This window comes from Streptomyces sp. NPDC030021, from assembly GCF_055574035.1.
Map to the genome: position 1 here is coordinate 84,513 of NZ_JBVIAH010000012.1, position 24,978 is coordinate 109,490.

The 24,978-nt window shown below is 74.7% G+C and carries 27 protein-coding genes and 1 pseudogene; 15 read left to right on the forward strand and 13 right to left on the reverse strand.

Translation table 11 applies throughout. The features are described from left to right. Window positions 1-57 precede the first annotated feature (57 nt). The 7 genes from ACZ4YL_RS23595 to ACZ4YL_RS23625 form a co-directional block, all read right to left on the reverse strand. Window positions 58-2,973: a poly(A) polymerase gene (locus ACZ4YL_RS23595; protein WP_468119078.1), complete on the reverse strand. Its 2,916-nt coding sequence runs from the start codon at window positions 2,971-2,973 to the stop codon at window positions 58-60. Further along, window positions 2,973-4,784 carry an RNA ligase family protein gene (locus ACZ4YL_RS23600; RefSeq protein WP_468119080.1) on the reverse strand — a complete coding sequence of 604 codons (1,812 nt, stop codon included), beginning with the start codon at window positions 4,782-4,784 and terminating at the stop codon, window positions 2,973-2,975. Before ACZ4YL_RS23600 ends, ACZ4YL_RS23595 begins: the two co-directional genes overlap by 1 nt. Before the next feature lie 117 nt (window positions 4,785-4,901). Then, window positions 4,902-5,573 (reverse strand): NAD(P)-dependent oxidoreductase, encoded by a 672-nt coding sequence (locus ACZ4YL_RS23605; protein ID WP_468119082.1) that lies wholly within the window; start codon window positions 5,571-5,573, stop codon window positions 4,902-4,904. Window positions 5,574-5,711: 138 nt separating this feature from the next. Then, window positions 5,712-7,250 (reverse strand): hypothetical protein, encoded by a 1,539-nt coding sequence (locus ACZ4YL_RS23610; RefSeq protein ID WP_468119083.1) that lies wholly within the window; start codon window positions 7,248-7,250, stop codon window positions 5,712-5,714. A gap of 134 nt (window positions 7,251-7,384) precedes the next feature. Beyond that, window positions 7,385-7,882, reverse strand: a complete 498-nt coding sequence (locus tag ACZ4YL_RS23615; RefSeq protein WP_468119085.1) for a hypothetical protein — start codon at window positions 7,880-7,882, stop codon at window positions 7,385-7,387. Between the two features lie 67 nt (window positions 7,883-7,949). Further along, a complete protein-coding gene (locus tag ACZ4YL_RS23620) occupies window positions 7,950-9,173 on the reverse strand; it encodes a DUF418 domain-containing protein (RefSeq protein ID WP_468119087.1) in 1,224 nt (407 codons plus the stop codon). After that, window positions 9,170-9,349, reverse strand: a complete 180-nt coding sequence (locus tag ACZ4YL_RS23625) for a hypothetical protein (protein ID WP_468119089.1) — start codon at window positions 9,347-9,349, stop codon at window positions 9,170-9,172. Before ACZ4YL_RS23625 ends, ACZ4YL_RS23620 begins: the two co-directional genes overlap by 4 nt. Window positions 9,350-9,656: 307 nt before the next feature. Between ACZ4YL_RS23625 and ACZ4YL_RS23630 the strand changes: the two genes are divergently transcribed. The 9 genes and pseudogenes from ACZ4YL_RS23630 to ACZ4YL_RS23670 all read left to right on the forward strand — a co-directional run bounded on the left by ACZ4YL_RS23630 (window position 9,657) and on the right by ACZ4YL_RS23670 (window position 16,613). Beyond that, the gene (locus tag ACZ4YL_RS23630) at window positions 9,657-10,685 is read left to right on the forward strand and encodes an NUDIX domain-containing protein (protein ID WP_468119091.1); all 1,029 of its coding nucleotides are present in this window, start codon (window positions 9,657-9,659) and stop codon (window positions 10,683-10,685) included. A gap of 488 nt (window positions 10,686-11,173) precedes the next feature. Further along, window positions 11,174-11,521 (forward strand): hypothetical protein, encoded by a 348-nt coding sequence (locus tag ACZ4YL_RS23635; RefSeq protein ID WP_468119093.1) that lies wholly within the window; start codon window positions 11,174-11,176, stop codon window positions 11,519-11,521. A gap of 104 nt (window positions 11,522-11,625) precedes the next feature. After that, entirely contained in the window at window positions 11,626-12,129 is a 504-nt protein-coding gene (locus tag ACZ4YL_RS23640; protein WP_468119094.1) for an SRPBCC family protein, read from the forward strand. Between the two features lie 154 nt (window positions 12,130-12,283). Then, entirely contained in the window at window positions 12,284-13,018 is a 735-nt protein-coding gene (locus ACZ4YL_RS23645) for an SDR family oxidoreductase (RefSeq protein WP_468119096.1), read from the forward strand. A gap of 5 nt (window positions 13,019-13,023) precedes the next feature. Beyond that, a pseudogene (locus ACZ4YL_RS23650) lies at window positions 13,024-13,670 on the forward strand (GNAT family N-acetyltransferase). Between the two features lie 60 nt (window positions 13,671-13,730). Next, complete coding sequence (locus ACZ4YL_RS23655; protein ID WP_468119097.1) at window positions 13,731-14,264, forward strand: hypothetical protein; 534 nt, start codon at window positions 13,731-13,733, stop codon at window positions 14,262-14,264. Window positions 14,265-14,388: 124 nt separating this feature from the next. Then, window positions 14,389-14,664 carry a hypothetical protein gene (locus ACZ4YL_RS23660; protein ID WP_468119099.1) on the forward strand — a complete coding sequence of 92 codons (276 nt, stop codon included), beginning with the start codon at window positions 14,389-14,391 and terminating at the stop codon, window positions 14,662-14,664. A 353-nt stretch (window positions 14,665-15,017) separates the two neighbouring features. Then, window positions 15,018-15,431, forward strand: coding sequence for a GNAT family N-acetyltransferase (locus tag ACZ4YL_RS23665; protein ID WP_468119319.1), 414 nt, complete (start codon window positions 15,018-15,020; stop codon window positions 15,429-15,431). Between the two features lie 240 nt (window positions 15,432-15,671). Continuing rightward, window positions 15,672-16,613: a class I SAM-dependent methyltransferase gene (locus tag ACZ4YL_RS23670; RefSeq protein WP_468119100.1), complete on the forward strand. Its 942-nt coding sequence runs from the start codon at window positions 15,672-15,674 to the stop codon at window positions 16,611-16,613. 83 nt (window positions 16,614-16,696) lie between these two features. On the opposite strand, the gene ACZ4YL_RS23675 is transcribed toward ACZ4YL_RS23670, so the two are convergent. Both ACZ4YL_RS23675 and ACZ4YL_RS23680 read right to left on the reverse strand, forming a co-directional pair. Continuing rightward, the gene (locus ACZ4YL_RS23675; protein ID WP_384827669.1) at window positions 16,697-18,175 is read right to left on the reverse strand and encodes a DEAD/DEAH box helicase; all 1,479 of its coding nucleotides are present in this window, start codon (window positions 18,173-18,175) and stop codon (window positions 16,697-16,699) included. A gap of 125 nt (window positions 18,176-18,300) precedes the next feature. Then, window positions 18,301-18,795 (reverse strand): MarR family winged helix-turn-helix transcriptional regulator, encoded by a 495-nt coding sequence (locus tag ACZ4YL_RS23680; protein ID WP_468119102.1) that lies wholly within the window; start codon window positions 18,793-18,795, stop codon window positions 18,301-18,303. A gap of 106 nt (window positions 18,796-18,901) precedes the next feature. On the opposite strand from ACZ4YL_RS23680, the gene ACZ4YL_RS23685 reads away from it, so the two are divergent. Together ACZ4YL_RS23685 and ACZ4YL_RS23690 are read left to right on the forward strand one after the other, a co-directional pair. After that, window positions 18,902-19,270: an HGxxPAAW family protein gene (locus ACZ4YL_RS23685; protein WP_468119104.1), complete on the forward strand. Its 369-nt coding sequence runs from the start codon at window positions 18,902-18,904 to the stop codon at window positions 19,268-19,270. 227 nt (window positions 19,271-19,497) lie between these two features. Beyond that, window positions 19,498-19,704, forward strand: a complete 207-nt coding sequence (locus ACZ4YL_RS23690; RefSeq protein ID WP_033213830.1) for a cold-shock protein — start codon at window positions 19,498-19,500, stop codon at window positions 19,702-19,704. Between the two features lie 79 nt (window positions 19,705-19,783). Here the strand turns inward: ACZ4YL_RS23690 and ACZ4YL_RS23695 are convergent, their stop codons facing one another. Next, a complete protein-coding gene (locus ACZ4YL_RS23695) occupies window positions 19,784-20,413 on the reverse strand; it encodes a TetR/AcrR family transcriptional regulator (RefSeq protein ID WP_468119106.1) in 630 nt (209 codons plus the stop codon). After that, window positions 20,410-20,763 (reverse strand): DUF1304 domain-containing protein, encoded by a 354-nt coding sequence (locus tag ACZ4YL_RS23700; RefSeq protein ID WP_189742572.1) that lies wholly within the window; start codon window positions 20,761-20,763, stop codon window positions 20,410-20,412. The genes ACZ4YL_RS23695 and ACZ4YL_RS23700 overlap by 4 nt, the downstream gene beginning before the upstream one ends. A gap of 120 nt (window positions 20,764-20,883) precedes the next feature. Here ACZ4YL_RS23700 and ACZ4YL_RS23705 point away from each other — a divergent pair, with 120 nt between their 5' ends. Further along, a complete protein-coding gene (locus ACZ4YL_RS23705; protein ID WP_468119108.1) occupies window positions 20,884-21,903 on the forward strand; it encodes a BtrH N-terminal domain-containing protein in 1,020 nt (339 codons plus the stop codon). A 30-nt stretch (window positions 21,904-21,933) separates the two neighbouring features. Here the strand turns inward: ACZ4YL_RS23705 and ACZ4YL_RS23710 are convergent, their stop codons facing one another. Beyond that, a complete protein-coding gene (locus ACZ4YL_RS23710; RefSeq protein ID WP_468119109.1) occupies window positions 21,934-22,272 on the reverse strand; it encodes a thioredoxin family protein in 339 nt (112 codons plus the stop codon). A gap of 118 nt (window positions 22,273-22,390) precedes the next feature. On the opposite strand from ACZ4YL_RS23710, the gene ACZ4YL_RS23715 reads away from it, so the two are divergent. Beyond that, window positions 22,391-22,660 carry a hypothetical protein gene (locus tag ACZ4YL_RS23715; RefSeq protein WP_351153026.1) on the forward strand — a complete coding sequence of 90 codons (270 nt, stop codon included), beginning with the start codon at window positions 22,391-22,393 and terminating at the stop codon, window positions 22,658-22,660. A gap of 58 nt (window positions 22,661-22,718) precedes the next feature. On the opposite strand, the gene ACZ4YL_RS23720 is transcribed toward ACZ4YL_RS23715, so the two are convergent. Then, a complete protein-coding gene (locus ACZ4YL_RS23720; protein WP_468119111.1) occupies window positions 22,719-23,084 on the reverse strand; it encodes a DoxX family protein in 366 nt (121 codons plus the stop codon). Between the two features lie 201 nt (window positions 23,085-23,285). Between ACZ4YL_RS23720 and ACZ4YL_RS23725 the strand changes: the two genes are divergently transcribed. Together ACZ4YL_RS23725 and ACZ4YL_RS23730 are read left to right on the forward strand one after the other, a co-directional pair. Beyond that, a complete protein-coding gene (locus ACZ4YL_RS23725; RefSeq protein ID WP_202203036.1) occupies window positions 23,286-23,642 on the forward strand; it encodes a YciI family protein in 357 nt (118 codons plus the stop codon). A 68-nt stretch (window positions 23,643-23,710) separates the two neighbouring features. Beyond that, window positions 23,711-24,931: an RNA polymerase sigma factor gene (locus ACZ4YL_RS23730; RefSeq protein WP_468119321.1), complete on the forward strand. Its 1,221-nt coding sequence runs from the start codon at window positions 23,711-23,713 to the stop codon at window positions 24,929-24,931. Window positions 24,932-24,978 lie beyond the last annotated feature (47 nt).

The window sequence follows — 24,978 nt, forward strand, 5'->3', positions numbered from 1 at the left end:
TACGCCCCCCGGACGCCGCCCCCGGACGCCGCTCCCCTCACCCGTCTCCCCTCACCCTCACACCAGGTCCGGCACCTCGCCGCCGGCCGCCCAGGAGACCTCGACCCCCGGCAGGCCGGTCCGCCAGGGGCCGGCCAGGGCGGCCAGGCGCGTCGCGTCCGGGGGAGCGACGCCGAGGCCGATCGCGTAGCGGGCCAGGGCCGGGCCCGACGCGAAGGGTCGGGGCCAGGCGTGCGCGTCCGTGACACCGGCCTCCTCCAGCGCGCCGAGCAGGGCCCGCAGCCGCCCCCGCACCCGGCCCAGGGTCTCCTCGAACTCGCCCTCGGAGGCCGTCCGTACGGTCACCACCGCCCAGGCGGCGTGCCGTCGGTGCAGCGGCGGCGGCCCCGGGGCCCACGCGCAGTCCGCGGGGCCGGACTCCAGCAGCTCCCAGGCCGCGTACAACTCCTGGACCAGCAGGTCGCGCAGGCCCGGCCCGACCTGGGCCGTACAGCTGCGCACCGGCTCCGAGGGGGTGAGGACCGTGACCGCGGCCGGCCCCTCCTCCGCCCCGTCCGGGCCCGCCGCCGACAGCGAGACGGGCACACGCCAGTCCCAGGCGGCCCACCTGCCGAAGAACTCGCGCAGCAGGGCATCGGGCGGCAGCGCCCCGGCCTCCTCCACCGTGCGCGCCGCGAGAACCGCCCAGGCCAGCCCGGGCAGCCCGCCGAACGGCGCCGAGTCCAGCCCCCGGGCCCGGGCCCACACCTTCACCTGCCGCGCCAGTCCGGCGAACGCGGCATGCCGCTCCGCCCCCACCCGTTCCCGTACGGCATCGGCGTCGCCGACCGCGCTCAGCGCGAGCGCGGCCGCCTCGCCCAGCTCGGCCCGCCGTGCCACCGCGTGCGCCGGAGCCGGCCCGTCGGTGGCCACCGTGACCAGATCCACCGACAGCCCGCCGACGCGGAACCGCAGCCCCGGCACCCGCGCCCCCGTCACCTCGCGCAGCCGCCCCGCCTCGGGCAGCGCCGCCGCCACGCGGTCCCGTACGAGGGCCACATCGGCCGGACCCGGCAGCACGGCCACCAGGTCCAGGTCCGACTCCGGAAGCGCACAGCCCATGCGGCGCGACCCGGCCAGGTGCACCTGCGCGTCGCCCAGGGCGGCCCGGACGCGGCCGGTGACCGACTCGGCGTCCTCCTCCCGGATCACGGGCCCTGGCCGCCTTGGCCCGGGCCCGGTCCGGTCCGCCGTCTCCGTCTCCGTCTCCGGATCCGGGACCGTCTCTGTCTCCGGCTCCCAGCGGACCTCGCCCGTCCCCAGTGCCACCGTCGCCCGGACCCGCATCGGCCCGTCCCCGCGCCGCGAGAGCACGGCCAGTTCCCCGACCCGCGCGGCCAGTGGGCCGCCGAGCCGCGTCGCGAAGGACGCGACGGCGCGCTGCGGGTCCTGACTGCGCCCCAGCGTCAGATGCGGGGTGTAGCCGTGGTGGTCACCCGTACGCCCCCGGCAGCCCGGGAACCGCTCCGCCAGCGCGCGCCGGAGCTCCTGCCACGGCGCCTCACCGGCCGCCGCCGGGTCCAGCCAGACGGTCGCGTCCTCACGGTGTCCGAAGCTGTGCACACCCTCCAGCCGGACGGGGAACGGCCCGGTCGCGGCGGCCACTTCCGCCAGGAGCGGCACCGCCTCGGCGAAGGAGGACTCCGGCACGAAGCCGAAGAGCAGGTTCACGTGCGCGGGCCAGCGCCCGGCCTGCGGGTCGAGCTCGCGGCGCAGCTCCCGTACCGCCTCCGGCAGGGGCGGCGGAAGCCATGCCACCGACGTCCGCGCCGTCGCCGGTACGCCGAGGCGCGCGGGCGCCCCGACACGCTCCCCGAACTCCACCGTCGCCTCCACACCGAAGTGGTCGGAGATGAACAGCCCCTCAGGGGCCGGTGAGTCGCCGCGCAGCGCGGCCCGGGCCACCCGTGCCGTCATGGACCGCAGCAGGATCCGGTCCAGCCGGGCCGACCGGCCCGACAGCGAGCCCACCGCGGCCAGCGGATTGGCCGCCGGGTCGAAGGTCGGCGTGTCGTCCGCCGCCCCGTGGACGTCGCTCCAGGCGTCCCGCATGCCGAGCGCGGCCGCGGGACCCTCGACGCCGTGGCGGCCGTCGTTGAAGTCGCCCAGCAGCGCCACCCCGGCCTCGATGCCGCCCAGCCCCTCGGCGAGCCGGGTCAGTTCGGCGACCCGCCGGACGTCGCCGTTCTCGGTGTGGTCGCTGGTCAGGTGGGTGTTCGCGACGACCAGGGGGCCGGCCGCGGTGTCCACCGTGACGGCGGTGACCGCCTTGTGCGGGCGGAGCAGGTGCATGCCCGCCTCCCGCACCGGAAGCCGGCTGAGCACCAGGAGCCCGCACTCGGCGACGTCCCGGCCGCCCGGATCCGTACCGAGGGTGTACGCGGCCCGCACCCATGGCGCCGCCAGCAGCATGCCGAGCAGCTCGGGTTCGACCTCCTGCAGCGCGATGACATCGGCATCGGCGGCCGCGAGATCGGCCAGCAGCAGCGGCCTGCGCCGGGCGGTGGAGATGCGCGGGGCGTCGTACCGGTCCCAGAGTGTGTTCCAGGTCAGCAGCCGCACCGAGGGCACGGCGGCGGCCGTCCCGCCGCCGGGCACCGGCTCGGCGGGCCGCCAGGCGCCGCCGCCCGCCGGGTCCCACGCGTGCGGGGTCCGGGCGGTGAAGAACGGGGCCCGCAGCAGCCGCGGATCGCGGACCCGGCCCGCCGCGGTGACATCGATGCGGTCCACGCCCGTGGCGCGGTCCCACACCAGCTCACCGTCCGCCTCGACGAACAGCACCCGGTGCCAGGGGATGTCGCCGCCGGGCACGAAGGAGGGCAGCGGGACCCGCTTCGGCGCGGCCCCGCGCTGGAGCAGTCCGAGCACGAACCGCGCCGGATCGAACCGGGAGTCCCAGCGGACCTGGTGGTAGAGCTCCTCGCTGGTACGCATCAGTACTGTCCCCGTCCCCGTCCCCGTCCCCGTCCCAGTTCCTGTGCCTGCCCCTGCCGGGTGTCCGCGCGTCCGGCCGTGAGCCCGCCCGCCGTGTCCTCGACGACCTCGGCCGCACCGATGTACCACGTCCGGTGCGCCTGACCGGCGTACGGCGGGCTGAACCGGCGCACCTGCGAGGTGAGCACCTGCGGCGGCACCGGATGCGGGCGCACGCCGTTGCGCCGCACCAGCTCCGCCTCCTCCACCAGCACCACGGCGTGGGTGACCAGCGAGTCGCGGCGCCGTGCGACCGAGCCCGCCAGGCCGCGCTGCTGGTCGGTGAGCGAGGTGGCGTCCCACACCACCGTCCCGCCGCGGGCCAGGGCCGCGTCGAGCCGGTCCAGGCCTTCGCTCAGCACCTCGGCGTTGGCCCCCTGGTCCGCACGGGAACCCCTGGCCGTGCGCAGATCGTCAAGACTGATGTACGCGTCCACACCGGGCAGTTCGCGTCCGAAGGTGCTCTTCCCGCTGCCCGAGGGCCCGCACAGCTGCACCATCCGGGGAAACGTTCCCTCGCGCCACTGCCACGTCGCCGCCACGGCTTCCTCCACCGCGGAACCCGAGATCCTGCCCTGCGCGAACGCCCGCCGCGCCTCCGCCCAGCAGCGGTCCGCGGCCTCCGCGCCCAGCCCGGCGAGCGCCTCGCCCAGCCCGGCCCGCAGCGCCTCCAGCGGATCCGGGCCGAGCAACCCGGCCTCCTCGGCGCACAGCGCGGACCACTCCGCGCACTCCCGCGCCGCCGGTCCGTCCGCCAGCGCCCCGGCGACTGCGTGCAGCACGCCGAGATCGGCCGCCGCGGCCATCCGGACCAGCCCGGCCCGCCGGTCCTCGTCCGGGAACGGCCGCTGCAGGTACGGGTACAGCCCCACCAGGTCCGCGACCCGCCGCGCGAGCCCCATCCCGCCCGGGCCCGCCGCGATCCGCGCCGCGATCCGCGCCCGCGGCTCGCGGCGGAGCACGGCCGCCAGGACACCGGCCAGCCGGTCCTCCCCGGTCCGCCCCGCACCGTCGATCCGCGCCGTGACCTCGGCGACCTCGTCCGCGTCGGCGGCTCCGGTGGTGTCGGTGGTGTCGGCCTCGCTCATCCCGAGGGCGGCGGACAGCCCGGGCACATCGGCCTCGGCCCCCGAGCGCACCGCCCACAACGGGGCCGCCGGCCCGAGCCCGTTCGGCACGACCTGCGCGAACATCCAGTGCGTACTCGTCTGCACATGGCCGCCCCGCACCCACTTGGCCACGCTCCGACCGAAGTCCTCGCGCGCGAAACCGGCCGCCGTCCGTACGACGTACCCCTCCTGGCGCGCCGTGTCGAGCTTCAGCCTGCGCAGCGCCCGCTCGTCGAAGGTGCCCCGCCACAGCACGCGCGGGGTGGGCACGCCCAGGCCACGCAGGAACCGTACGGTCCGGTCCCAGTCCAGACAGTGCTCCCCGTCCCACACCGAGAACCCGTAGAACCAGCTGTCCAGTTCCTCGTACGGGATCGAATGCCGGGCGTAGAGGTTCTCCCCGCACACCCGCCACCCGGCCGGGATCCCGGGGCCGATGCGGCCCTGGAGGCCCTTGACCCACGCCCGCGAGGGGTGGTGCGCCGAGTCGAGCGAGCGCGCGTGCAGGCCGTCCGCGTACAGGGTGGTGTTCTCTCCGTCGAGCTTCTCCGTCACCACGACCTCGCGCCCGGCCAATCCCCCCAGTCCGACGGCCCGGACATCGTCCGCCGCCGCCCCGGGGGACCAGGGGAGGTGCGGCGTACGGGGATAGTGGATGCGCATGATCCGCTCCTGCTCGACATCGGGTGCCCGTCACTGTAGGTAACCCGACCGGACGCATCCACCCAATAACCCTTTCCGCATGCCTTCCGCACGCCTTCCGCACGCCGTCCCGGCCGCTCAGTGGGCGACGGTAAACCGCCGGCCCGCGTGCGCGTCGCGCTCGATCTCGTCGACCAGGGCGACGGCGAAGTCCTCCGTCGAGATCCGGCTCCGGCCCTCCTCGTCGACCACCAGGCCGTCGAGGCCCAGCCGGTAGGTGCCCGTACGCTCGCCCGGCGTGATGTGCGCGGGCGGGCTCAGGCAGGTCCAGCGCACCTGCTCCACGGGCACCGTGCGCAGGAAGTCCAGGGCCTCGGCGTGGGCGTGCATCACCGCCAGGACGGCCGCCGGGACGCCGGCCTCGTCCAGGACCAGCGGGCCGCCGGGGGTACGCAGCGACCCCGCCCCGCCGACGATGACCACCCGCGGCGCGGGAACGTCCGTACCGAGCGACCGCACCCCGCCGATCAGCGACTTCGCGGCGGTCACGAGGGCGGTCGGGTCCCCGCGGCCGGGGCCGAAGGCGCTGACCACCACATCGTGCCCGGCCACCGCCGCGGCCACCGACGCCGGATCGAGGACATCGCCGCGCACCACCACGATCGCGTCGGCGCCGGCCCCGCTCACGGGGTCCGTGAGCCTCGCCGGATCGCGGACGACGGCCGTGACCTCGTGGCCGCGCCGGAGTGCTTCGCGCAGCACCCGGGATCCGACGGTGCCGGTCGCGCCGAAGAGGGCGATCTTCGTCATGGCGACTCCCTGGGGGTGGAGGGCTGTCCGGGGCTCCGGTCGGGCCCGGTCCGCCCATCCAAGCGAACCCGCCCGCCACCCCCGGGCAGGCGGGCCGGGGCCGGTCGGATGAACCGGCCGCCGGGGGCCGCGCGGCCGTCAGCCCGAGACCCGCACCGGCGCGGGCACCGGCACCGCTGCGGCCAGTTGGCCGGCCGCCGCGAAGTGCAGCCGCTCCAGCCGGGCCGCGTACGGCCAGCCGGCCGCCCGGTAGAAGCACAGGTCGCTCGGGATCGGCACGGCCCGCAGGTCGGCGGCGTGCGTCCCGTCCGGCAGCTCGGTGGCCGCCGCGAGCAGGGGGTCCGCCGAACCGGCCCACTCGCCGACCGGGGCGGGCCGCGGCCACGGCTCGCCGGTGTTGGGGAACAGCCACCGGGTGTCCCGGGCCATCCGCGCGGCGAAGCCGGGCCCCGCCGCGGCCCGCCGGGCCAGCCGTGCGAGGGTCAGCAGCAGGTCGGGCAGGGACTCGGCGAGCAGGGCCAGCTCCGGGTACTCCCGCAGGCTCTCGCCGTCGCCGGGCACGGACACGACGTACCCCCACCGGCCGGTCGCCGGGTCGATGCGGACCTGCGCGAGGGCGTGGCCGCGCCCGTGGCTGATCCGGGCGAGCGGCCAGTACGAGCCGTCGCCGCCCAGCATGCGGTGCAGCTCGGGGTCCACCGCGTGCTCGGGCGCCCCGGGCAGCAGCCGCAGCGCCGGAAGCCCCGCGATCGTCACCCCGCCGATCTCCCGGAGCACGGCCCGGACCTCCTCGGGGACCGGAACCGCCCAGCCGTCCATGACGGAGTCGGCGCAGCCCGCGTCCAGCACGACGAAGCCGGGGCAGCCATCGGCCAGTTCCCGCAGCTCGGCCACGGCACGCCGGGCGGCATCGGCCGGCACGCGGTGGCGGCGCACGGCCCGGCCGAGGAAGTCCCCGCTGACCACGCTGCGCAGCAGGAGGGCCCGGCCCTCACCGACGATCTGGAACTGGACCTCGCTGCTTCCGGTGTCGGCCGTGTTGTGGAAGGTGGAGAAGTACGGTTCCCAGTCCACGGCGCACGGATAGCCCGGCAGGCCGTGCAGGTCGACGAGATCGGTGAGCGAGTCGCCGCGTCCGACGAGCGCGGCGAGCTCGCGGTCGAGCCCCTCGCCCCCCTCGCCCGCCTCATCTCCCCCGCCTCCCTCGGCGAGTGCGACGGTGGAGGTGGCCGGCACGGAGAACTTCCCCTTCGGCCGGTCCACCACCCCGTCCGCGAACCGTTCGGCGAACCCGGCGAGCCAGGCGGTGAAGTCCGGTGCCTCGATGGTGACATCGGGGTCGGCCCCCCACGGGTTGACGGCCACGACGGGCCCCCAGCGGGCGGCCCCGACCCCCACGATCAGCGAGCCCTCGCCGAAGTCCGTCTCACCCAGGGTCCAGCAGCCGTCCGCGAACACCTCACGGCCGCGCGGCCCGAAGCGGTACTCGTGGTCTTCGGTCTCCAGGCCGCCGATCTCCCGCAGCACGCCCCGCACCTCCTCGGGCACCGCCACGGCCCAGCCGTCCAACTCCGCGTCCGTGTACCCCTCGAACAGCTCCAGCTCGTCCGGCCGCTCCCGCGCCAGCTCCTTCAGCGCCCGCACGGCATCCACCGCCGACGGCCCCGCGTCGTACATGCTCTTGGCTCCCCGTGTCGTCCGTTCCGCGGCTCCGAGGGTATCGCCGCAGCCCGCCCGGACATGACCCGAGCTCAGAGAACGAGAGGAGTGTGCGGACAGCCGGCCCGGAAGCCCCCGGATACCCGCCGCCCTCAGTGGCAGAGGGCGACGATGGACGGATGCACGGTGCCCTTGGCCGCCTCGCACAGGGAGGCCATGTCGTACGGACCCTGCGGCGCCGGCCGGGGCTTGGCCACCGCCGGCGGCCGCTTGCGGGGCTTCACCGGGGCCGCGGGCTTCGCCTGCTGGGCGGGCCGCCGGGGGCGCGGGGGCTTCGCGTCAGCCCGGCGCGGGCGACGCGGCCGCTCGGCGTCGGCCGGTACCGGTACCGGTGCCGGCCCGGCCTCCGGGACCACGCGCGGAGCGGGTGGTGCGGGTGGTGAGGATGGGGCGGGGGAGGCGGGTTCGGGCGAGGTCGGAAGCGGGCCCAACGGCAGTGCGAGGGGCGTCGGTTGCCGGTCCTGCGTACGCGCCGCCGCCCCGGGCGCCTGCCGCGGGGCGTCCGGCGGAGCGGCGGGAGGCACCGTCACGCACCCGGTGGCCGTTACGAGCGCGGCGAGGGCCAGGGGCAGGGCGAGGCGCAGCTGCATCCGCCCACCCTGCCGTACCGGCGCCGCGCGAGCCGAACCGGTCACACGGACGGGTGACGGCGCGTGCTCAGGCCCGGCCACGCCCCCGCGTGGCCACCCGGAGCAGGTGTTCCAGCGGGCCCCGGCGCAGCGGGCTCTCGGCCCAGATCCGCTGCCAGGCCCAGGTCAGGGCGAGGGCCGCGCCGCTGAAGGCCAGCCAGGCGGACCAGGACGCGGCGCCGTGCGCCGGACCGGCCAGCACCAGCGCGTGGACGACGTACGCGCTCAGCGCCATCGCCCCGAGCAGCGTGAGCGGCCGCAGCAGCCGCGCGCCCGTCCCGTGCCGCGCGGCGAGCGCGCACAGGCCGATGAGGGCGCAGCCCACGCCCGCGTTGCCCAGGGTCTCCAGCGGGGTCTGGCTGTAGGGATCGGCCACCAGCAGCCAGTCCCAGGAGGTGCTGGGCACGGCGCCGTACTGACCCTGCAGCACCTCCCGGACGGGATCGGCCGCGGCCAGGGCCTCCGGATGGTGCACGGCGATCGCCTCCAGCAACCGCTGCCGGGCGCCGAACACATGGCTCGCGAGCCACGCGGAGCCGTATCCGGCGAAGGCGGCCACCGTGCCCCACACCGCCATCCGCCGGTCCACCGGCCGCTGCCGCACGTCGCACAGCCGGGCGAGCGCCATCCCGGCCAGCACGTACGGGAAGTAGGTGGCCAGCGGATACGCCCCGGTGAGCAGCAGCTCCAGCAGCACCGCGCCCAGCCCGGACCAACTGGCCAGATCGGCGGCCTCGGGGACCAGCCCGCGCCCGGACGCCTCGTACCCGAACACCGGGCCCAGCAGGAACGACAGCAGCGGGCCCGCGACCACCGAGACGCCCGCCACGGCGGTGAGCGCCGGGGTGGATAGCCGGGTGAAGGGCTCGGCAGCCAGGAAGTACACGGCGAAGAAGGCCAGGATGACCAGGATCCCGGGCCAGAGCGAGGCCAGCCACACGCCGAGAACGGCCAGCAGGGCGCAGCGGATCAGCAGGGGGCGCCAGCGGCGCGCCCAGCCCTGCGGGCGCTGCGCCGGGTCCAGCCCGCGCTGGGCGAGGACCAGGGAGAAGCCGGCGAGCAGGGTGAAGAGGGCCGGGGCACGCCCGTCGGCCGCGACGAGGAGGTAGCCGGCGCCCTCCGGCTCCGGGCCGGGGCCCACGTGCACGGCGAACATGCCGAGGACGGCCAGTCCGCGTACGGCGTCGACCCCCGCCAGCCGGCCGCCGGACCCCCCGGCCGGGGCCGCCGCCCCCGCACCGAGGCCCCTCACGCGCCGCACGTCACACGGTCGGGCGGGGTGCAACGGGTCTTCATCGTCTCCCGCGCGCACAGCCCGCCGAGGCCGACGACCGCGGCGCTCGCGGCCGCACCGGCGATGTCCGTCGCGGTCCACCTCCTGCCGGGTTCCGCCGGGGTGCCGGTGCCCGTGGGGGAGGCGCGTCGCATGTGTGGGTCTCTCCTGGGTCCGGGCGGTCCGGGCGGTCCGTGCGTGCGGGCGGTCCGTGCGTGCGGTGCCTGCGGTGCGTGCGGTGCGTGAAGACTGGTCGGACCGGCGGCTTTCAGGCCGCCAGTCCGCATCCGGAACGTACCAGGGAGTACATAACCAAGTAATAAGGAGGTATAGGGGTGGCAAAGGCGCGGGGGCGCCGGTGCGGGCCGGCCGGGTCGCCGAGGGCGGCCGGATCGCCGTAACCCGGGAGCCGTGACCGCTGTTGCACAGGCCGGCAGGTCCACCCACGGTGAACGGAGTCCGATGCCGCAGCTGACCGACCAGAGCGCGATCGACGAACACGAGCGGGAGCGGACGGGGACCTGGATGACCCCGGCGGAGTACGGGGCCTCGCGGGCCGCCGTCTGGACCGCGGCCGTCGTCCTCGTCACCGACACCCGCGGCCGGATCCTCGTCCAGAGCGTCGACTACCGTGCCGACCGGCTGCTCCCCGGCGGGGCCGTGGACGCCGGCGAGGCACCGTCCGCGGCGGCCGCCCGCGAGCTGCGCGAGGAGCTCGGCGTCGACGGCCGCTACCCGCGCGGGCTCGCCGTGGACTGGATCCCGGCCGACACCCCCGGCTTCCCGCCCGAGATGCGCTTCCCCGGCGAGATCCTGCACGTCTACGACGGCGGCACCTGGACCCCCGACCGGATCGAGGCCGTCCGCCTCCCGGCCCAGGAGATCACCGGCATCCACTTCGCCGAACCGGCCGACCTGCCCGCCCTGATGGACCCCGGCGACGCCCGCCGCGCACTGTCCGCCCTGCGCGCCCGCGTCAACGGCTCCGGCACCGCCCTGCTGGAGGACGGCCGCCCCACCGCACCGACCGCCCTCGACCGGCTCGGGGTCCTGCGCACCCGGCGGATCCCGCAGCACGGTGCCTGGCACCCGGGCCCGGTCCCGGAGCGGCTGCCCGTACGGGACCTGTCGGCCTGGCTGTTCGCCCCCGACGGCCGGGTCCTGCTGCTGATCTCCCGGGCCACCGGCGCCGCCCACCTCCCGCCCCCGACGGCCGCAACCGCCGAGGGCGCGGTCCCGCTCGGCTACCGGCACGGCGAGCAGGGCGCCCACGCCCGCACCACGGCCCGCCTCACCGGCCTCCCCCCGGGAGCGGACCCGGAGTACGCACGCCTGCTGGCCACTCCCGAACAGGTCCGCGAACTGAGCGACTGGGGGCGGGCCGGCGACGACGAACTCGCGGCGGTCCACGCCGCCCGCGCCCGTCTCGGCCTCCCCGTCCCCGCCCGCACCCCGCCCACGGAACTCCCCGGGGAGGCCGCGCTCCGCTGAGATGTCAGTGGCGCCTCCTACCGTCGACGGCATGGGATTCACCAGTGCCTGGTCGATCAGCTGCCACGAGGACTCCGTAATCGCGAACCTGGGGGGTGTCTTGCCGATCAGGGCGGGCTCGCGGTGGCCGGCACCGCGCCTCGCCGCGTTGTCCTCGGTCGGCGACGCTCCGCGTCGCCTCCCTCGTCCGCCTTGCGATCCTTCCCCTCGGCCCTGGCGGGCCTGGGGAGACCCCATGGCACCGGCCACCGCTCCCTGATCCGCCCCGATCGACAAGACACCCCCTGGCGCCGCGGACGGCGGCGGCCATCGAGGCCGACCGCACGTGCCCGCGGGCCCGCCGCCGCTGGGCGGCCTGGCAGCATGCCCCGCTCCCCGACCACCGCACATGGTGGACCGGCACCCCGGCCGAGGACGAGGCGATCCGCTCCTTCCAGGACCTGACCCGCCCCGGCCGCCACGTCGACGACCTGTGCGAGTTCCCGTTCGTGGACGGCATCTGGGACCGGCAGCCGGACCAGGAGCTGATGTTCGTGTCGGTGCAGCGCAAGGCGTACCCGGTCAGCGCGCTGTTCCACGCCATCGGCCCCGAGCGCGCGGCCCTGCTGCCCGGCTGGTGTGGGAACTTCGTGCTGAGCGCCGCCGAGGTGCGCGGGGCGCTGCCCGCGGTGGAGCGGGCTCTCGGATTCGCTCCCGGAGAGCGGGAGCGGGTGCAGCGGCAGGTCTGGCTGGACACCGAGCCCCGCGAGAGCGTCCTGGACGGCCCGCTGCGTGCCTGCCGGGCCGCGGCGCAGTGCGGCCTCGGACTGTGCGGGCTCGCCTTCCACGTGGCGTGACCGCGGTCCGGGGCGGCGCGGGCGGGAGTACGGCCCCGCCCCGCGGCCACCGCCATGATCGGGAAATCCGGCGTCCTCGGTCCGCGGTCCCGCAGCATGGGGCCATGAGCGACAGCGCGATCACCTACACCCTGTACATCCAGGCCGACCCCGACAGGGTCTGGCAGGCCCTCACCGAGCCCGCCTTCACCCGCCGGTACTGGGGCCTGAGCTTCGAGACCGACTGGGCGGTGGGCTCGCCGATGGACTGGATCGAGCGAGGGGCCCGTACCAGCGACCCCGAACAGGTGGTCCTCGGCTGCGTCCCGGACCGCCTGCTCTCCTACACCTGGCACACCTTCACCCCGCAGTGGGCGGCCTCGGTCGGGATCGGCGAGGAACTGCGGGCCGAACTGGCGAAGGAGCGCCGTACGAAGGTGACGTACGAGATCGAGCCCGTCGGCGACACCCTCGCACGGCTGACCATCCTGCACGAGGACTTCGAACCCGGCGGAACGTTGATCGGCATGTGCGCACGGGCCTGGCCGATGCTCGCGTCCAGCCTCAAGACCCTGCTGGAGACCGGGGCCCCGCTGCCGGAGGCCGAGCAGGAGGCGGGCGACGTCTGAGGCGTCGCGCGGAGAGCCGGTACGCGTCCGTGTCCACGCCGCCGGTCGCCCCGAACGGCCCGGCTCTCCGCCGTTCCCCCCGGCCCGACCGCCTTGCCCCGCACCGCACCGCACCTGAGATCATGTGTACAGACCACGAATCAGGAGCGCAGACATGGCACTGGAGCACCACCGCGTCGTCGTCACCGCCGCCGGACGCGACTTCGGGCGTACCCTCGCCCTCCGTTTCGCGAGCAGGGGCGCCGAGGTCCACCTCTCCGCCCGCACCCTCGAAGCCGCCGAGCGCGTCCGCGAGGAGATCCTCGCCCAGGGCCATGACGCGGACCGTGTCCACGCCTACGCCTGCGACCTCACGGATCCCGCGTCCGTACGGGAGTTCGCCGCCGCGGTCGCCGCCCGCACCGACCACATAGACGTGCTCGTCAACAACGGCTCGCGCTACCAGCACGGCACGGACCTGCTGTCCGCCTCCGACGAGGACGTGACCGACACCCTCGCCTCCGGCGCCACCGGCACCGTCCTGGCCACCAAGGCCTTCCTCCCGCTGCTCCTCAAGTCGGCCAAGCCGGACATCGTCACCATGGTCTCCGGCTGCGGGGAGACCGGCCACCACCGATCCGACGCGCACGCGGCCTTCTACGCCGCCAAGAGCGCCCAGGCCGGTTTCACCGAGATCCTCTCCCGCAGGCTGCGCGACCAGGGCGTCCGCGTCATCTCCCTCTACCCGCCCGACTTCGACAACCACGACCCGCTGTCGCAGTCCTGGGAGGACGCGCCGCGCACGGCGAAGGACCCGCTCACGTCGCAGTCGCTGGTGGACTGCATCTTCTTCGCGATCGGCCAGCCCCGTGACTGTTTCATCAAGTCCTTCCGCTTCGAGCAGGTCTGACGGTCATGGGACGGACGCTGACGGAGATCCTGGGCGCGGCGGCCGAGGGGCGGTTCCCGCCACCTGACGGCCGCACCACCGTGGTCCGCAGGAACACCGGCGCGACGCGGGCGTCATCGCCTTCACCGCGCACTCCGTGGTGTTCACCGACGAGGACCCGGACTGGGTCCACGCCACCCTCGCAGCCCTCGACTGCGACGCGCTGGCCGCCACCATGAACCCCCGGTTCCTGGCCGCCCTGCTCGACCGCACGGGACGCGGCACCGACACGATCGACCTGCTCACCGTCGCCGGCCCGCTGCCCGGCGCACCGGCACTGGAGCTCGTGGAGACGACCGACCCCGACCACCCGCGCGTCCGCAGGGCCCTGCGCCGCCGTGACGGCGTACGGGTCTGGTCGGCGGCCGGGGGAGTCCTCGTCCTCGGCCGCGGCGTCGCGGGCCGCTGGGAGGCGGCGGTCGAGGTCGACGAGGGCGTGCGCCACCGCGGACTGGGCCGGGAGCTGGCCCGCGCCGCCCGCCACCTCGTACCCGACGGGCAGCCGGTCTGGTCCCAGCAGGCCACCGGCAACGCGCGCAGCATCCGGGCCTTCCAGGCCGCGGGTTACCGACCGGTCGGTGCGGAGGCACTGATGCTGGCCCCGCACCGCTGAACAGGCCCTGACGGCACCCTGACCACCGGCCGCTCGGGGAGGTCGTGTGGAATGGGTGCCATGGGGAGAGGAAACGAGCAGCAGCGACCCGCCACCGGCATACCGGCGCGGGACCCGATGAACGGCCCCGACGCCGACGCGCCCCCCGAGCACTGGCGCTACGCCCGCCACCTGGAGTCCCTGGCCGCGGCGCCGGGCCCGGGCGCGGAGAGCGAGGCGGAGGTCGTGGCCGAGGTGCTGCGCGATCCCGACCGGGTGATGGCCGAGAGCGCGCTGGTCACCCACCTCGACCGGCGAGCCGTACAGCTGCTCGCCGACGAGGAGTTCCCCGCCTGGGCCCGGGCCATGGCCGCCGCCCTCGCCGGCCGGCCCTTCCCCGAGCGCCGGCTGCGGGAGTGGATCCTGCTCGAGGCCGCCACCCGCGGCGAGCCCTGGTCCGCCGAGGAGCTCACCGCCGCCTCCGACTGGTGCCAGCGCACCGCCGCCCGCCTGTTGACCTCGTACGAGGCCCTGACCCTCCTGGCCGCCGACGCCCGCACCCGCCGCGTCCGCAACGCGGCCGCCGACCGCCTGCGCCGCAGCACCGCGGTCTGAACCGGCAGCGGAGCACTGCTGCTTCTTCCCCCTGCCCGTGACCCCCCGCCCGGACACGGGCCCTGTCGGTGGGGTGTGGTGGGATGGCCGCACTGTGCAATCCGCCTGGTGGGAGGCTGTATCCATGCCCGTGTACCCGTCGCTGACCCGTGCTCTGACGGAGGCCCTGGTCGATGTTCTGCGCTTCGTCGAGGGCTGCGACGACGAGCAGATGGATCAGGACGACGCCGTCAGAATGCTGGAGTGGGTGGGCCACTTGATGAGCCGGCTGTCGGGCGAGCAGCGCGGCGAGTTCGTCGATCTGCTCGGGAAGATGGCCGAGGAAGAGGACGATCCCGCGCGCCGTGAGTTCCTGCGGGGGTTCCCTGAAGGCTTCGGGCTGGTCGAGGAACCGGTCTGACCTGGCCACCGTGTGCATCGGGGCCGGCCCGAGCGGTGTGCCGGAAACCACGTGTCCGCCCCGGCGTTCGCGGACGCAGCCTCGGGGCGTGCGCCAACTCGTCCTCGCCGTATCCGCGTTCACCGTGGCCGCCGCCGGGTGCCTCGCGGCGCTCTGGTTCGCCGAGGGCGCGGGTCGGGCGGTCCGCGCGGGTGACCGGGCGCGCATCGGAAGTGGGTCTTCCGCACCAGCTCATGCGGCGAGGCCGCTGCTCTGGATGCCGTCCGCCGTGGCGCGACGGGCAAACTCGCCCCATGACCACAGACTTCACCGTGCGGCCGGCCTGACCCGCCGATGCGCGCCAACTGGCCGAACTGCGCTGGACGTTCAAGCAGGAGGACCACGAAGGGCGGCCGCCGGCTCCGGCACGCCCCCTGGAAGAGGCCGAACGGTGGATCCGTGAGCGGCTCGGCAACGGCCACTGGCTGGCCTGGGTCGCGGAGACCGGAGACGGCATCTGCGGTCACGTCTTCCTCTGCCCGGTGGAGAGGATGCCCGAGCCCTACGGCGACAACGCCCCGATCGGCTACGTGACGAACTTCTTCGTCACACCGCCCCAACGGAACGAAGGAACCGGCTCGGCGCTCCTCAAGGCGCTCGAACTGCACGCACGCAGCGCCGGATTCGACACCCTGATCGTCTGGCCGTCGGATCGCAGCAGCCCTCTCTACCGGCGCGCCGGTTTCCAGCCGCCGGAAGAACTGTTGGAGCTGCCGCTCGACGAGTGAGGAGATCCGCTTCCGGCGGCGCCAGGCCGCCCGAGCGCCGACGCCGCCGCCGCCGTCCAGCGGCTGCGCCGCCGGACCGAGGTCCGAGCGCATCGCAGGCGTACGCCGCACAGGAAGCGCAGGAATCACAGGTCAATCCCGCTCACCACTCGTCACACGCCCATTCAGGGCTTAGGGTGCCGTTACCCGGCCGGGTATCAGCGTGAAGACCGATGCCACTTCGCTGGAGGATGACTCTCCGTGTCGCACGTTTCACAAGCTTCCGTCACGACCCCTGACGGTGAGCAGGCCCCGCTCGTCCCCACCACGTACGACGAGGTCAAAGGCTGGTTCTCGGCGTACGACCAGGTGCTCTTCGACTGGTTCCTGACGCGTCAGAACAGCGGCGAGGGGCAGCCGGGCGACCTGCTGGAGCTCGGCGCCTTCATGGGGAAGAGCGCGATCTTTCTCGGCCGGTACCTCAGGCCCGGTGAGGAGTTCACCGTCTGCGACCTGTTCGACTCGCCCGCGACGGACGACTTCAACATCGCCGAGAACCGCGAGTCCTACCCCACGCTGACGCGGCGCGGCTTCGAGACGAACTACCTGGCCTTCCACGAGGCGCTGCCCACGCTGATCCAGGCCCCCACCTCGGTCGTCGCCGACGAGGTCAAGCCGGCGAGCTGCCGATTCGTGCACATCGACGCCTCGCACCTCTACGAGCACGTCGCCACGGACATCGCGTCCTCGCGTCTCGTCGCGGCCCCGGATGCCGTGGTGGCGTTCGACGACTACCGCTCCGAGCACACCCCCGGCGTCGCGGCCGCCGTCTGGACCGCGGTGGGCACGGGAGAACTGCACCCCATCTGCATCTCGCCCTCGAAGCTCTACGCGACCTGGGGCGACCCGGCGCCCCACCAGGCGGCGCTGCTCGCGTGGCTGGAGGAGCGCACCGACCTCTGGCACGGCGTCGAGGTGATCGACGGCCGCCCCCTGGTACGCATTGCGGACCAGGGCGTGGTCGCGCCCGCGTCCCCGCAGCTGCTGCACCCCGCGCCGCAGCCGGAACCGGCGCCGGCGCCGGTCCCCGCTCCCGCCGCCGCGCGCAGGCCCGGCGTCCGCTGGCGCAAGCTGGCCAAGGACCTGCTCCCCCCCGTGGTCACCCGCGCGATCGTGGCCCGGAACCGCCGCCGCAGGGGCTGACACCGCAGGGGCTGACGCCACAGGGGCTGACACCACACCCCCGGACCGGATCCGGTCCGGGGGTGTGGTGCGGCGTACGCGTGTCAGACGCCCCGGCGCACCCGGGCCGCGCGGCGGGCCTCGGCCTGCTGGCGGGCTTCGATCGTCTTGCGGGATTCCTTGCCCCGGCCCGGGCGGGTACCCATGCCGCGGAAGGCCAGGTCCGAGCCCGAGGGCTTGCCCTTGGCGTCGGTCGGCGCGGAGCCCGCCAGCGGGACCCCGGAGGGGGCCTTGGCGCCGGTGATGCGGGTCAGTGCCGCCTCGCCCGAGCGCACCTGCGTGATCGTCGGCCGGATCCGGGCGTCGGCCAGCAGGCGGACCATGTCCCGGCGTTGGTTCGGGGTGACGAGGGTGACGACCCGGCCGGACTCGCCGGCGCGCGCGGTGCGGCCACCGCGGTGCAGGTAGTCCTTGTGGTCGGCGGGCGGGTCGACGTTGACCACGAGGTCGAGGTCGTCGATGTGGATGCCGCGCGCGGCGACGTTCGTCGCGACCAGGACGGTGACGGCCCCGGTCTTGAACTGCGCCAGGGTCCGGGTGCGCTGCGGCTGCGACTTGCCGCTGTGCAGGCCCTCCGCCCGCACGCCCATGGCCCGCAGGTGCTTCACGAACTGGTCGACCCCGTGCTTGGTGTCGAGGAACATCAGCACCCGGTTGTCCCGGGCCGCGATCTCGGTCGCCGCCGAGACCTTGTCGGCCGCGTGGATGTGCAGCACGTGGTGGTCCATCGTGGACACCGCGCCCGCCTGCGGGTCGACGGAATGCGAGACCGGGTCCTTCAGGTACTTCCGGACGAGCTGGTCGACATTGCGGTCCAGGGTCGCGGAGAACAGCATCCGCTGTCCCGCGTGGTGCACCTGGTCCAGGATCTCGGTGACCTGCGGCATGAAGCCCATGTCGCACATCTGGTCGGCCTCGTCGAGCACGGTGATCTTCACGCGCTCCAGGTGTACGTCCCGCCGTCCCACCAGGTCGCTGAGCCGCCCGGGGGTGGCCACCACGACCTCGGCGCCGGTGCGCAGGGAGCTCACCTGGCGGCCGATGGACAGCCCGCCGACCACGGTGGCCATCCGCAGCTTCAGGGCCGCGGCGTACGGCTCCAGCGCCTCGGTCACCTGCTGCGCCAGCTCACGCGTCGGTACGAGGACGAGCGCCAGCGGGCGCTTCGGGTCCGCCTGCTGCCCGGCCGTACGGGCCAGCAGCGCCAGGCCGAAGGCGAGGGTCTTGCCCGAGCCGGTCCGGCCGCGGCCGAGGACGTCCCGGCCGGCCAGCGCGTTCGGGAGCGTTGCGGCCTGGATCGGGAACGGCTCCGTCACGGCCAGCGAGGCCATGGTCTCCACCAGCTCAAGGGGCAGGTCGAGCTCGGCGAAGGACTCCACCGGCGCCAGCGCCGGCTCCTTCGGCGCGTGCATCGTGAACTCACCCTGCGGGCCGAGGGTCCGGGGGGCCTTGGCGGGGGTCCGGGCACCGGCCTTGGCACCGCCCTTCACACCGAAGCGCCCATGAGCTGACGGGTTCCTCATGCAGGACCTTTCGAAACAGAGAGAAGGAGGGGAAAGAAGTAGATGGTCAACCGCCCATGGTACCAGCGGGGCCCAGGCCGTCTCTTTCGGATCTTGCGGGCCAGGCAAGATCCGAAAGAGACGGCCTAAGCCCCGTCGGCGGTCAGTTCCCCGGACCGCACCTGCGCACAGTGCGCGCGGATCTCGACCGCCGCGCGGCCGAACCAGTCGGCGATCACGGCGATCTCGTCGGGGGTGTAGTCGGCGAAGAGGGTGGCCAGCCGGTCGTACATCGGCTGGTACACGGCGACGACCCGCGCGGCGGCCGTGGGGTCGGCCACCACCCGGACCCGGCGCCGGTCGGCGGGGTCGGGGACGCGCCGCGCGTATCCGGCGCGTTCGAGGCGGTTGAGCACCCCGGTGACGGCTCCGGTGGTGAGGTCCAGCAGTCCGGCGAGGTCACCGGCGGCGAGCGGAGTGTCCCCGGCGCCCAGGATGTGGCCCAGGCAGGTCAGGTCGGTGACGTTGAGCCCGAGCAGCTGCGCCACCTCCTGCTGGCCGACGATGCCCAGGGCGACGTACTGGTCCATGCGCGAAATCGCCTCGCCGGCCGTGGCCGGGGGGCGGGTCTTGCCCTGCACCCAAATACTCCTTAGGATCTAAGTTACTTAGTGAGTGAGATGCTTACCTCGCGAAATAAGCTTCCCGCTTCCGAGCGTACTGCCGTCGGTCCGACCAGGGAGAACCATGAGTGCGCACGGCCACGTAGACCTCGGCCACACGGTGGCCGGCTGGACCGGAACCACCCTGGCCCTGCTGGGCTTCACGGGGGCGGGCGGTGCCGTGTGCGCGGCCTGGATCCCCGGGATCTGGATCGGCCTCGGCGTCGTCGCCGTGGCCGGGATCGTCACCTGGCTGCTGCACCTCGCCGGGTGGGGCAAGCCGAGCGGCCCCCGGCCGGAGGCCGACTGGGACTGGCGCGCCCGGGACGCCGGCGCCCACGCGGGGCACGCCGACTGCCTCGGCTGCCGCGTCGGCGGGCCGCGGCGAGCCCTCGCCGCAGCCCCCCGGCCTCGATCCGCCGCATCGCTGCCCGCTGCGGACAGCGGCGCGTGAACGGCGCCCGGGTCCGGCCGCAGCGGCCCGGCCCGAGCGCCGCTCAAGGCTTCTCGAAGGGCTTCGGACGGAGCCGCTCCCTCTTTTCACGGACAAGGCGGCCAGAAGTTCGAATATGCGCCGCGCCCCGGTTGGCCGCGTTCAGCGTGTGCTCCGGCGGACCGTTGGGCAGGATCGAGACGGCCGCGTGTGCGGCCCGCAGTGGAACGTTGTGAAGGATCAGCCAGATGGCAACAGGCATCGTGAAGTGGTTCAACTCGGAGAAGGGGTTCGGCTTCATCCAGCAGGACGACGGCGGCCCCGACGTGTTCGTGCACTTCTCCGCGATCGAGACCACCGGGTTCAAGTCGCTGGAGGAGAACGCGCGCGTCGAGTACTCCGTCTCCCAGGGCCCCAAGGGTCCGCAGGCCGAGAAGGTGGTTCCCCTCAGGTAGTCCACTTCGCGGGCCGAGCCCGTGACGTGGAGCCCCGCCGGTCCGCCCGGCGGGGCTCCGCGCGTTCCGGGCGGCCCCGCTACCGCGTCCGGGCCGTCTTCGGTCCGCCGCTGGGCCCGATCGCTCGGTGGAGGGCCAGGAGCAGCCGCCACAGGTGGTCCGCCAGTGCCTCCGGATCCGCCCGGATGTCCTCGTGCAGCCAGTCCGCGAGGACGCCGGTGAACGCGGCCGCGACCGCCGACGCGACCAGCTCGGGGTGCGGGGCGCCCGCCGCCGCCCGTTCCGCCCGGGCCCGGGCGCGCAGCTCCCGGTGCAGACGCCTCCCGAGCGGGCCGCCGCCGCCCGGGAGGAGCAGGGTCCGGTAGAGCGGCGCCCGGTCGGCCGCATCAGCCAGGAAGGCGGCCAGCGCGGCGGGCGGCCGGGCCGGAGGGAGCGGCGACGGGCCGGTCTGCCAGGCGTGCAGGGCGTCGACCGCCGCGTGCACCACGTCCGCGCACGCGTCCACGGCGAGCGCGGTGAGGTCCTCGTAGTGCAGGTAGAAGGTGGCGCGGCCGACGCCGGCCCGGCGGACCACCGCCGAGACGCTGACCTCGGCGAGCGGCCGGTCGGTGCACTCGGCCAGCAGGCTTTCGCGCAGCCGCCCCTTCGTCCGGGCCGTCCGCGGGTCCTCCGCGCGGGGGTCGTCCGTGCGCGGGTCCTCGGGGCTCACGCGGCCAGCAGCGCCGCGCCGAGGGCGAGGGCGCCGGGCAGGGCCTGGGCCACGAGGATGCGGCGGTTGGCGGTCGCGGCTCCGTAGATCCCGGCGACGATCACGCAGACGAGGAAGAAGATCTGGGTGGCGAGCGAGTCGATCACGAGCGACCAGACCAGTCCGGCGGCGAGGAAGCCGTTGTAGAGCCCCTGGTTGGCGGCGAGCGGTGCGGTGAGACGGGCGGTGTCCGCGTCGAAGCCGGAGAGTGCGCGGCCCGGGGGCCGCTGCCACAGGAACATCTCCAGGACCATGAAGTACACGTGCAGCGCGGCCACGAGGCCGATCAGGATCGATGCGACCGTGTGCATGGCCGCCTCCACTTCTCAGGGTCGATGTACGGGAGGTCGTGCGGGCCGGCATGCTGGCCGGTATTTCCTGGACAACTGTACAGGAAGTCCGCTGTCGGGCCCTGCGGCTACGCTGGCCCGATGACCGAGCAGTCACCCCGGCCGAAGCCCACCGGACTCCTCTACGCGGACTTCGGCACCGGGCGGCACCGTGAGAGCTCCCTCGTCCGGCACGCACTCGGCAGCGTCCACGAGGAGGAACTGGTCGCGGGCCTCGCGGGCGGGATCGGCTTCATGTACTTCGTCTTCGAGTACGCCGGGCACCCGCCCCTGCCGACGATCGTCGCGCAGGCCCACCCCGACCCCTGGGTGGAGGCCGCCCTCGACCGACTCCGCGTCCCCTACGAGGTCACCCACAGCTCGCGGCCCCGCTGGGACCGCGTCCACGCCGCCCTCGACGCCGGACGGCCGGTGTTCTGCTCGGTCGACCGGTCCCGGCTTCCCTGGCACGGCGGCATCCCGGACGAGATGGCCGGCGCCGATCCGTACACCGTGGTCCTCGCCGGGTACGAAGGCGACAGCCTGTACGTCGAGGACGGGGCCCCGGCCGCGTACCGGATCGCGGAGCGTGAGTTCGGCGAGGCCTGGACCGGCCATCGCAAGGGCCGCCACCGGATGCTCGTACCCACCGGCCCCGCCGCCGGCGCCCCCGACACCGACGGGGCCGTGGCCGCCACCGCGGCCCGCCTCACCGGCCCGGTGCTGGGCAACAGGTTCGACGTCAACTTCGGCTTCTCGGGGATGGAGAAGCTCGCCGCCCAGCTGCGCGACGTCCGCACCCGGACCGGCTGGGAGCGTCGCTTCGGCTCCCCGGAAACCTTCCTCGCGGGGACCCGGCGGCTGTACGCGTGCCTGGAGGAGGAGTGGACCGCCCCCGGCGCCACCCGCCCGCTCTACGCGGATTTCCTCGACCTCGCGGGACGGCCGGAGGCGGCGGCCCTGTTCCGCGACTCGGCCGGCAACTGGTCCCGGCTCGCGGAACTGGCGCGCACGGCCGGCCCCGATACGGACGCCCCGGGGCGGCGCGCCCTCTTCGACGAGCTCGCCGGCCTGGTGGACGGCTCCCTCGCCCTGGAACGCCGGGCCGTCGCCCTGCTGTGAACCTCCGGACCCCCGGAAGCCCCAGAACCCTCAGAGGTGGGCGTCCAGGAACGCCCGGAACTCCTCGCGCGTCATCGGCCCCGCCTGGCTCGCGACCGCCTCGCCGTCCTTGACGAGCACGGCCGTCGGTGCGCCCGTCACCCCGTAACGCCTGGTCGGCCCGGGGCAGCGGGTCATGTCGGTGCGGACGGCGGTGAACCGCGTCCCGTACTCCTCGGTCAGTTCCCCGACGACGGCGTCCATCGCGCGGCACGCCTCGACGGCCTTGGGCCAGGTGCCGCAGAAGTACGCGAGAACGGGCCCGGTCGTCATCGAGAGGATGAAGTCGAACTCCTGGTCCTCCAGTGGCTGGTGCACCCGACGTGCCATGCGTGTCGCTCCTCGTTCGTACGCCTCCCCGGAACGGGAGGGCGGCCCCCATCATCGCCGCCGCACCGCCCCGCGGCCGCCGGGCCCGTTGTCAGTGGTGGCTGTGAAGCTGAGCGGTATGGACGACAGGATGCTTCGGCGCCGGGTCTACGGCGCTGACCACGAGGACCCCGACCCCGGACCGCGACCCGGACACACCTACGGCGAGCTGGTCGGCGGGCCGCTCGACGGGCTCCTCCTGGACATCACCGGCTGGAGTGCGCCCCAGCTCGCCGAAGAGGCCAGGCTCCCCACGGAGATAGGGCGCTACGGAGCGGGCGGCCGCGCCCACTACCGCCGCCGCGCGGGGGATCCGGGCCACTGGGACTGGACGGGAGACAGCCGCTGACGGCAGGGCCCACCCCGGCGGCCGGTCCGGCGGCCGGTCGACGACCGGTTCGGCGGCCTCAGGCGTTCCGGCTCACCTTGCGGGCCCAGAGCACCAGCGGTACCTGCAGGGGCAGCCGGCCCAGCGTCAGGGCCCGGGCGGCGGGGGAGCCGTGGCGCGCGTCGGCGGCCATCTTCACGTTCGCCGGGAACACGCCGACGAAGAACGCCGCCGTGGCCAGCGCGGCCACCCGGCGCGTGCGCGGATGGGCGACCCCGGCGGCGAGGGCGAGTTCGGCCACGCCGCTGGCGTACGTCCACCCGCGCGGGCTGCCCGGCAGCGAACGGGGCACGGTCGCGTCGAACTTCCCGGGCGCGGCGGCGTGGGCGACCGCCGCCGTGGCCAGGAGGCCGGCCAGCAGGAGGGGGGAGGAGACGCGTGGCATCGGGGGGTCCTCTCGAAGGTGTCCGGGCCCGCGATCCTACTCGTGAGTAGCCGGGTGTGGGGCGGCCGGATGGGCGGCCGCGGTGGCCGCCCCGGGAAAATCTCCGAAGAATTTCCCGGAGGCTGTCGATCCGGGCGTCTCCCGTTCGACGCAGGGGTGAGAGGCGGGGAGGGTCCCCGCCCTCCTGACCGAGGAGTCACCATGCCGCGCTTCCTGACGATGATCCGCATCGACGAGCAGGACCTGCCCAGCGACGAGTTCCCGCCCGAGTTCGAGCAGCGCATGGGCGCGCTGCTGGAGGAGATCACCAAGGCCGGGGTCATGCTCGACACCGCCGGGCTGCTCCCCACCTCCGAAGGGACCCGCCTCAGCTGGTCCGGCGGGAAGATCAGCTACACCGACGGCCCCTTCACCGAGACCAAGGAGGTCGTCGGCGGCTACTCCCTCACCCAGTGCAAGGACAAGGCCGAGGCCATCGAGTGGACCCGGCGGTTCCTTGAGATCCATCCGGTGGAATGGAAGGTGAGCGCCGAGGTCCGGGAGATCCAGGAGATGTGATCCCGGCGCGCCCACGCCGCGTTTGCCCTGCCCCGTCACGGCTGCTCTGATGGGTGGCCGTGACGGCAGTGAGTGCGGCCCAGGCGGTCGAAGCGGTGTTCAGGATCGAGTCCGCGCGGATCATCGCCTGTGTGGCCCGCATCGTGCGGGACGTCGGCATCGCCGAGGAGATCGCCCAGGACGCCCTCGTCGCGGCGCTGGAGCAGTGGCCGCGGACAGGGGTCCCGGACCGGCCCGGAGCCTGGCTCATGACCACCGCCAAGCACCGCGCGATCGACCTCGTCCGCCGCAAGGAGACCTACGCGCGCAAGCTCGCGGAGGTCGGCCGGACTCTGGAGGACGTGCCACCGCCCGCCGAGCCGGCCGACCCGGAGGACATCGACGACGACCTGCTGCGCCTGATCTTCACCTCCTGCCACCCCGTCCTCGCCACCGAGGCCCGGATCGCGCTCACCCTGCGCCTGATGGGAGGACTGACCACCCAGGAGATCGCCCGCGCGTTCCTCACCTCCGAGGCCACCGTCGCCCAGCGCATCGTCCGGGCGAAGCGGGCCCTGGCCAAGGCGGGGGTGCCCTTCGAGGTCCCGTACGGCGCCGACCGCGAGGCGCGGCTCTCCTCGGTCCTGGAGGTCATCTACCTCGTCTTCAACGAGGGGTACGCGGCCACCGCCGGCGACGACCTGGTCCGCCCCGCCCTGTGCGAGGACGCCCTGCGCCTGGCCCGCGTACTGGCCGCCCTGATGCCCGAGGAGCCCGAGGCGCACGGCCTGGCCGCGCTGCTGGAGTTCCAGGCCTCCCGGATCGCCACCCGCACCGGCCCCGACGGGGAACCGGTGCTGCTCGCCGACCAGAACCGGTCCCGGTGGAACCGCATGCTCGTCCACCGCGGCGCCCGGGCGCTGGGCCGGGCGGGGAACGGCCCGTACTCCGTCCAGGCCGCGATCGCCGGCTGCCACGCGGCGGCGGTCCGCTACGAGGACACGGACTGGCCGAGGATCGCCGCACTGTACGGGCGGCTGGTCCAGCTGATCCCGTCCCCGGTGGTGGAGCTCAACCGGGCGGTGGCCGTCTCGATGGCCGACGGGCCGGAGGCGGCCCTGCCGCTGGTCGACGCCCTGGCCCGGGAACCGGCCCTGCGCGCCTACCACTTGCTGCCGAGCGTACGGGGGGACCTGCTGGAGCGGCTGGGCCGGACCGAGGAGGCCCGCGCGGAGTTCGAGCGGGCGGCCGCCCTCACGCGCAACGCGCAGGAACGCACCCTGCTGCTGGGCCGCGCGGCCCGGCTCTGACGCCCCGCCCGATCCCGCCGGCGTCGCCGACCTGCTGTGGCGGGTCG